Below are 6741 nucleotides of genomic sequence, written 5' to 3' on the forward strand. Positions count from 1 at the left end.
ATTTGAGATTTTCAGGCCGGTGGGCCTGAAATCATCCTGTTCGAGGCGCATGCAGGCTGTATCCGGTGTTGCGGATCGTATGCAGGAGCTGGACCTGGAACGGCTTGTCGACCTTGGTCCTGAGGCGGCTGATATGGGTCTCGACGACGCTGGTCTTCGGGTCGAAGTGGAAATCCCAGACCCGCTCCAAGAGCATCGTCTTGGTGATGACCCGGCCTTCGCCGCGCATCAGCACCTCGAGCAGGGTGAATTCGCGCGGCTGCAGCTCGATCACCTGGCCGGCGCGCCGCGCCTCCCGCCGGATCAGATCGAGCTCGAGATCGGCAACCTTCAAGACCGTGCGCTGCTCCTGCACCGGCGGGCGCCGGCCGAGCGCATTGACGCGCGCCAGAAGCTCGGAGAAGGCGAAGGGTTTGGTGAGATAATCGTCGCCACCCGCCTCCAGCCCCTCGACCCGGTCGTCGACGCCGCCGATCGATGTCAGGAACAGCGCCGGCGTGCCGACCTTGGCAGCCCTGAGGGAACGCACGATCGCCAGGCCGTCGAGGCCCGGCAGCATGCGATCGACGACGATGACGTCATAGGCCTCGCGCTGCGCCTGAAACAGCCCGTCGCGGCCGTCGCCGATGACGTCACAGACATGCCCGGCCTCGGAGAAGCCCTTGGCGATATAATCGGACGTCTTGAGATCGTCCTCGATCAGCAGGATTCGCATCGGCCGCTCCCGACATGCCTGGAGTGGCCAGATCTAGCCGAGAGGGCGGCCGGGCGGCAACTTACGGATTGGTAAGGGGGAGGGCGGGCAGGCTGCTCCACCGGTGAAGTGCGACTCGAGTGTGACAATGCCTCCCTGCAACTAGGGGCTCATTGCTGCTGGTTGCCCGTCCGGCCGGTCGAAGCGGCTCCCCACTGGCGTTCAAAGAATTTCGTCTTGGCGCCGAGATAAACGAGCGCGAGCAACAGGGCGATGCCGAAATAGCGATGGACGTAGACCGTGGCCAGAAGAACGAGCGCGACGCCGCTGGCGCAGATGAACCCGAAGCGGATCGAGTACGGCTTGTCCTTTGCTCCCCACCCCAAGCCGAGGGCCAGGAGCCACGCGAGGAAGATGAAGCTGGGGACACCCCATTCGGACAACCAGAAAGATCTGAACAGCACGCCGGACACGGCCAGCAGACACCCTACGACCAACGAACAAACTCTGATCATCCCTGTGCCGCCTCCATGATTCCGAAATTGGCGGATCGGTTAGCAATGAAATGATGCAACATGCAAAGGCGGCCTTCCCGTGGTGGCTGTGTCACAACCCGATCGCGATGCGCAATCACTAGCAGCGGAACTTAAACCAAAGGCAAATACGTATGGTTGTGTTCTAACTAAATTGCGCGGGAACTCGCAGACGCCATCAGCGCCGCGGTCGCGTCCGCTGAGGTGTGAAAAAAGCCGGACGATGCGTTTTGCCCCTCATCCGCCTGCCGGCACCTTCTCCCCGTTCTGACGGGGAGAAGGGGATATGCCGCATGCTCTCCGTCCCACGCCGACCTTTCGCAGGGCACGTCCCCTCTCCCCGTCACTACGGGGAGAGGGTTAGGGTGAGGGGCACACGCAACCGGGACCCATGGCTCAAAGCCCCGGGGTGACGCAAGCCGAGTGCGCGATCTCGTTAACTTTTTGCGCGACGACGAATGGCAACCGCCTTAGGCCGCGCCGGCAGGGCTGCGTAGCCGTTGGCCGGCAATGGCAGCGACATCACAATGGCTTCAGGAGGGCAACATGACTTCCATATTGCATAGGCTGCGAAGTCCTCATTTCACTTCGTTATAAGTTTCTGCCAAAGCCTTATAACGCGTCGGCAAGTCTCGATCAGCCGGGCATGGATCCCAGACTCAGGGACTGAGGCGCAAGGCCGGGATGACGGAGTTTGAAGGTACGTTCTGCCAAATTCGCAGCGGATGGCGCGTCGGCTAACGGTGAGTGATGAAGTTTGGCGGTGAGATCAGAAAGCGCGATGTCTTGGTTTTGCCAGGGGTCTGCGTTTGCCGCAATCGCCTCCCCACCCTCCGTCGTCCTCGGGCTTGACCCGAGGACCCAGGCCTGCACCGGCAGCACCCATCGAAGGTATTCAAGGTCCGTCAACCCGTCTTCAGCTGCTCGGGAAGCTGGCCATAAGCCGTCAGAATCGCCCTGACCAGCCCGGGAAAGCGCTCGTCGAGCTCGGCGCAGCGGGTCTGGTTGCGCATCTCCACCCCCTGGCGCTCGCTGCGGATCAGCCCGGATTCGCGCAGCACCTTGAAATGGTTCGACAGCGACGATTTCGGAATGACGCGGTCGCCGAGATAGGCGAGCGCTGAACACGTGCCGCCGCAGGCGGTGCCGGCGAGCTTGGCGAAGATCGCGACGCGCTCCGGATCAGAGAGCGCATAGAGGATCGCCTCGGGTTTTATGTCCTCCAGGGCGGGGTGAAAAATCGGTCGCATGAATTTTATATAGGGCCACTTGACATCGAGATCAACAGTTCCGAATTTCTGAACTACGGAACAAGGCCGCTAATTCCGGCGGCCATCCGGATCAGAAGGAACAAGAAATGGCTAAGCTCACAGGAAAGGTCGCAGTGGTCACGGGAGCCTCCAAGGGCATCGGCGCCGCGATTGCCAAAGCGATGGCGGCTGAAGGTGCTGAAGTGGTGGTGAATTACGCCTCGAGCAAGGCCGGAGCCGACGCCGTGGTCGAAGCGATCGGCGCGGCCGGCGGCAAGGCCATCGCGGTGCAGGGCGATGTTTCCAAGGCCGAACAGGCGCAGGGCGTGGTCGATGCCGCGGTCAAGGAATTCGGCAAGCTCGACGTGCTGGTCAACAACTCAGGCGTCTATGAATTCGCCCCGATCGGCGAGGTGACCGAGGAGCACTATCGCCGCATGTTCGACGTCAATGTTCTCGGCGTTCTCCTGACCACCCAGGCAGCGGCCAAGCATCTCGGCGAGGGCGGCAGCATCATCAACATCTCCTCGGTGGTCACCAGCATCGGGCTGCCGGCCACTGCCGTCTACACCGGCACCAAGGGCGCCGTCGAGGGCATCAACAGCGTGCTTGCCAAGGAGCTTGGCCCGCGCAAGATCCGCGTCAACGCCATTCTGCCGGGCATGGTCGAGACCGAGGGCACCCACACGGCCGGCGTCATCGGCTCCGATCTCGAACAGAACATGGCCGACCAGACGCCGCTCGGCCGCATCGGCCAGCCGGACGATATCGCCGATGTTGCCGTCTTCCTCGCTTCCGACGATGCCCGCTGGTTGACCGGCGAACGGCTGGTCGCGAGCGGCGGTTTCCGCTAAGGCTTGCGATGGCGGTGCGTGCGCCTTTATGGAGGCGCGCGCATACTGTGTCGGCAGAAGGTTCGCTCCTCCGTCGTCCTCGGGCTTGACCCGAGGACCCACGCCGGCCTCCTCGGCTGTGGCCATCGTCATTGGGATGACGGAGAATGAGGCGGTGCGTTTCCGTCCAACTCGCCGCATCGAGCAGACGCGATCTGGGAACTCAAGCACTCGGAATTGCTGGGTCGACGCAATTCAAAAGTTATCCCGGCATTGTCACGAAGGGCGCTGGAACGAAATCCTGCACGCACAGGTTCGGGGCTTTTGAATGCGAAGGTCGTCCGTATGAAAATCCTTGTTACCGGCGCAACAGGACTTGTTGGCAGTGCCGTCTCAGCCCGGCTCGCGGCATGCGGACATGATATCATCCGTGTGGTGCGTCCTGGAAAACGGCCGGTTGAAGGCACCGGCAGTTGGGTTGAAGTCGATGTGGCCCAAGCAGTGGCGCCCTCTGCCTGGCTGCGCCATCTCGAGGGAATGGACGCCGTCGTCAATTGCGCCGGGGCATTGCAGGACGGAGTGACCCACAACATGGCGGGCGTCCACGCGCAGGGACCGGGAGCGCTGTTCCGCGCATGCGAGCAATCCGGCGTGCGCCGTGTGATTCATTTCTCGGCAATTGGAGTGGATCGGCAGCAGCCATCGACGTTCTCGCGGACGAAACTTTCCGGCGACATGGCCTTAATGGAGACGGATCTCGACTGGGTAATACTGCGTCCGTCCGTGATCCTTGGTGATGCGGCCTTCGGCTCCAGTGCATTGTTTCGCGGACTTGCGGCGCTGCCGTTTCTGCCAGTGATGCCATCGACCGGGAAACTTCAGGTGGTGCAGCTCGAAGACGTCGCCGAAACCGTCATTCGGCTGCTCGACAGAACGGCCCCGTCGAAAATCGCGCTCGAAATCGTCGGCCCTCAGGCGCTCGAGTTTGAAGAGATTGTGGCGCGATACCGCAGGTGGCTTGGCTGGCGTCCGGCCAAGCGCTATCTGCTGCCTCGCCCGCTCGCCAGCCTTCTCTATTGGCTCGGCGATTTTGCCGGGTTGCTGGGCTGGCGGCCGCCGGTTCGAAGCACGGCCGCAAGGGAGATCGTTCGCGGCGCCATCGGTGATCCCAGCGAATGGATCGCCGCAACGGGTATCCGGCCGTCGTCGTTGGACGATGCCTTGGCACGTCGACCGGTTTCGGTTCAGGAGCGTTGGTTTGCCAAGCTTTACTTCCTGAAGCCCGTCACTTTTGTGCTGCTGCCGATCTTCTGGATATCGACGGGAATAATTTCGCTAACATCGGGTTTCGAGCAGGGTGTCAAGCTGATGATGGGGGGCGGGGCAGCTAGTTTGGCGGCACCAACCGTTATTGCCGGGGCACTTGCGGACATCGCGATAGGATGCGCCATCGCCATACGCCGCACTGCGCGGTGGGGTCTTTACGCAGCTATCCTGCTGTCACTTTTCTATGCGGCGGCCGCCACCGCGATATTGCCGGAGTTATGGAATGAGCCGCTCGGCCCGTTGACAAAGATATGGCCGATCCTCGTGTTGCACCTGGTTGCTCTCGCAATCTTGGAGGAGCGATGACCTATTTCGTGCTGAAATTCCTGCATATCATCGGCGCCACCGTTCTCCTCGGCACCGGCGCGGGCATCGCCTTTTTCATGTTGGTGGCGCATCGGACCGGCAATGCAGCGACCGTGGCCGCCGTCGCGCGGATCGTGGTCATTGCGGATTTCGTCTTCACCACAACCGCCGTGATCGCTCAGCCGGTCACCGGCATAGCGCTCGCCTGGTATGTCGGCTATTCCCTTTGGGAGCGCTGGCTCGTTTGGTCGATCGTTCTTTATCTCATCACGGGTGCTTTTTGGCTGCCGGTCGTTTGGATGCAGATGGAGATGCGCAAGATTGCGAAAGAAGCAGCTGCAAATGGTGAGCCGCTGCCGGCGCGATACCATCGGCTGTTCTGGACCTGGTTTTATTTCGGCTTTCCCGCTTTCGCAGCGGTGCTGGCAATTCTCTGGCTGATGATCACCCGCCCGGTTGGATAATCGGGGTGCATTTGTTGCAGGCTCACTATGACAATCGCGGTGAGATGCACCTTGAATATTCCAGCCGTTTTAATTCGGGTTTGACTCTCGTTTGCGATTTGTACCGAGCCGGTGAAAAGTCCCCGGAGTTCCGGCTCTTCGACCAATCTCCCGCCTCGGCCTGCCTCTCCGATCTCTGTGCCGCCTTCCGACCGGAAAATTTAGACCGGCCGCCCATTCGGCGGGCCAGCGCCACCGCCGCTGACGAACTTGGCGTCATCGCCGACGCCGTCGAAATATGCTCAGATTGCACTCGCCAGCAAATCCGTCCGTTGATGCGACTAACTGTGCCAGATGCCGAACTAAGTTCAACTTTCTCCAACGCCGTAACGGAACCTAGCCAGCCCCTCTTTCGTCGAAGTAACAGGAAAGCACGGGTGTTCCTCCTGTGCGATCCGTGTTGTCCAGACTTGCCCCGTTTCGGCGGGGCTTTTTTGTGTCCGGCATCGTACCGGAACCACATTGGGACAATGAGGTTGACTCACCGGATCGCGGGAGAAAGCCAGTTAGTTCCAGTTCGCGTAATGCCTTCCTCTTACGGTCCACTGTTGGGTCGTGCGGAGTCAATTTACCGGTCAGCTCCCAAGCGACGCTCCGCACGGCCCGACGCCTCAAGACATCCTGCCAGATTGAACCGTCGCGTTCCCCCCTCCCTTTAGCATAGGAGAGTGAGGCGTTATGATCCTGTCCGAAGTATTCCAAACCCAGAGCGCATTGAATCATGCTGAAGTGGCCCTCTGCAAAGCCTGACGCCAAGCATCAACGCCGAAAACTCGTGGGTAACAGGCATATCGTCAACAAGAAGACGGTCATGGCACATGAGCAGCCATCTCGCGAGGCGCTGGTGCATGTTGTATGGGCCCGCCGCCAAAGCCGAGTAAGCCAGTTGCAGCTCCCGCGTGTGAACGTAGCGGAGAAACATTAGACGAGTTGCTTCGTCGCGCAAGAGCGGCAGGAAGCGGCTGGTGGGCAGTCTAGCCCGACCCCTTAAATCTGCATGAAAGCGCGGTTTGGCATCCGATAGACGCCGAGCACCACCGGATATCCGCTCATCCCCTCGTATCCAATCTGACCCACCTCGATGCCTATTCCGTTCGAAGCCACGGCCACCATTGAAGCCAGACCGCTCTCGATAAAACAAACGTGCTCAATTGGTCGATTAGGTTCAACAAGCGAGCGGCGGACTGGAAGATCAACACGCTTCAGGTCCGATGCGATATGTTCAAAAACCTCCTCAGGAAGCCTTCGCAGCAACTTGTTCCTGGTATCCTTCCCGCAGGCAATCGAGATTTGGGA

At 60.6% G+C, this 6741-nt stretch carries 6 protein-coding genes and 1 pseudogene; 3 read left to right on the plus strand and 4 right to left on the minus strand.

Features of this window, described 5'->3' with window-relative positions:
* Positions 1-31: 31 nt before the first annotated feature.
* The 3 genes from ACQ7C1_RS02885 to ACQ7C1_RS02895 form a co-directional block, all read right to left on the minus strand.
* Positions 32-715: a winged helix-turn-helix domain-containing protein gene (locus ACQ7C1_RS02885; RefSeq protein ID WP_430957234.1), complete on the minus strand. Its 684-nt coding sequence runs from the start codon at positions 713-715 to the stop codon at positions 32-34.
* 149 nt (positions 716-864) lie between these two features.
* Positions 865-1167, minus strand: a complete 303-nt coding sequence (locus ACQ7C1_RS02890; protein ID WP_430957235.1) for a hypothetical protein — start codon at positions 1165-1167, stop codon at positions 865-867.
* A 965-nt stretch (positions 1168-2132) separates the two neighbouring features.
* Positions 2133-2477, minus strand: coding sequence for an ArsR/SmtB family transcription factor (locus tag ACQ7C1_RS02895; protein WP_430957236.1), 345 nt, complete (start codon positions 2475-2477; stop codon positions 2133-2135).
* A 107-nt stretch (positions 2478-2584) separates the two neighbouring features.
* Here ACQ7C1_RS02895 and ACQ7C1_RS02900 point away from each other — a divergent pair, with 107 nt between their 5' ends.
* The 3 genes from ACQ7C1_RS02900 to ACQ7C1_RS02910 all read left to right on the plus strand — a co-directional run bounded on the left by ACQ7C1_RS02900 (position 2585) and on the right by ACQ7C1_RS02910 (position 5406).
* Positions 2585-3331, plus strand: coding sequence for a glucose 1-dehydrogenase (locus ACQ7C1_RS02900; protein WP_221126907.1), 747 nt, complete (start codon positions 2585-2587; stop codon positions 3329-3331).
* Positions 3332-3655: 324 nt separating this feature from the next.
* Positions 3656-4942 (plus strand): SDR family oxidoreductase, encoded by a 1287-nt coding sequence (locus tag ACQ7C1_RS02905; RefSeq protein WP_430957237.1) that lies wholly within the window; start codon positions 3656-3658, stop codon positions 4940-4942.
* The gene (locus tag ACQ7C1_RS02910) at positions 4939-5406 is read left to right on the plus strand and encodes a DUF2269 family protein (RefSeq protein ID WP_430957238.1); all 468 of its coding nucleotides are present in this window, start codon (positions 4939-4941) and stop codon (positions 5404-5406) included. The genes ACQ7C1_RS02905 and ACQ7C1_RS02910 overlap by 4 nt, the downstream gene beginning before the upstream one ends.
* A gap of 1026 nt (positions 5407-6432) precedes the next feature.
* Here the strand turns inward: ACQ7C1_RS02910 and ACQ7C1_RS02915 are convergent.
* Positions 6433-6741 (minus strand): annotated as a pseudogene (locus tag ACQ7C1_RS02915) (Crp/Fnr family transcriptional regulator); the annotation flags it as partial.

It is taken from the genome of Rhizobium sp. Nf11,1, assembly GCF_050587665.1.
Classification (GTDB): Bacteria; Pseudomonadota; Alphaproteobacteria; order Rhizobiales; family Rhizobiaceae; genus Rhizobium.

Excerpts from the sequence above, each read along its gene's own strand:
- ACQ7C1_RS02885 (WP_430957234.1), bottom strand. The coding sequence starts at position 715 with ATGCGAATCCTGCTGATCGAGGACGATCTCAAGACGTCCGATTATATC.
- ACQ7C1_RS02895 (WP_430957236.1), bottom strand. The coding sequence starts at position 2,477 with ATGCGACCGATTTTTCACCCCGCCCTGGAGGACATAAAACCCGAGGCG.
- ACQ7C1_RS02900 (WP_221126907.1), top strand. The coding sequence starts at position 2,585 with ATGGCTAAGCTCACAGGAAAGGTCGCAGTGGTCACGGGAGCCTCCAAG.
- ACQ7C1_RS02905 (WP_430957237.1), top strand. The coding sequence starts at position 3,656 with ATGAAAATCCTTGTTACCGGCGCAACAGGACTTGTTGGCAGTGCCGTC.
- ACQ7C1_RS02910 (WP_430957238.1), top strand. The coding sequence starts at position 4,939 with ATGACCTATTTCGTGCTGAAATTCCTGCATATCATCGGCGCCACCGTT.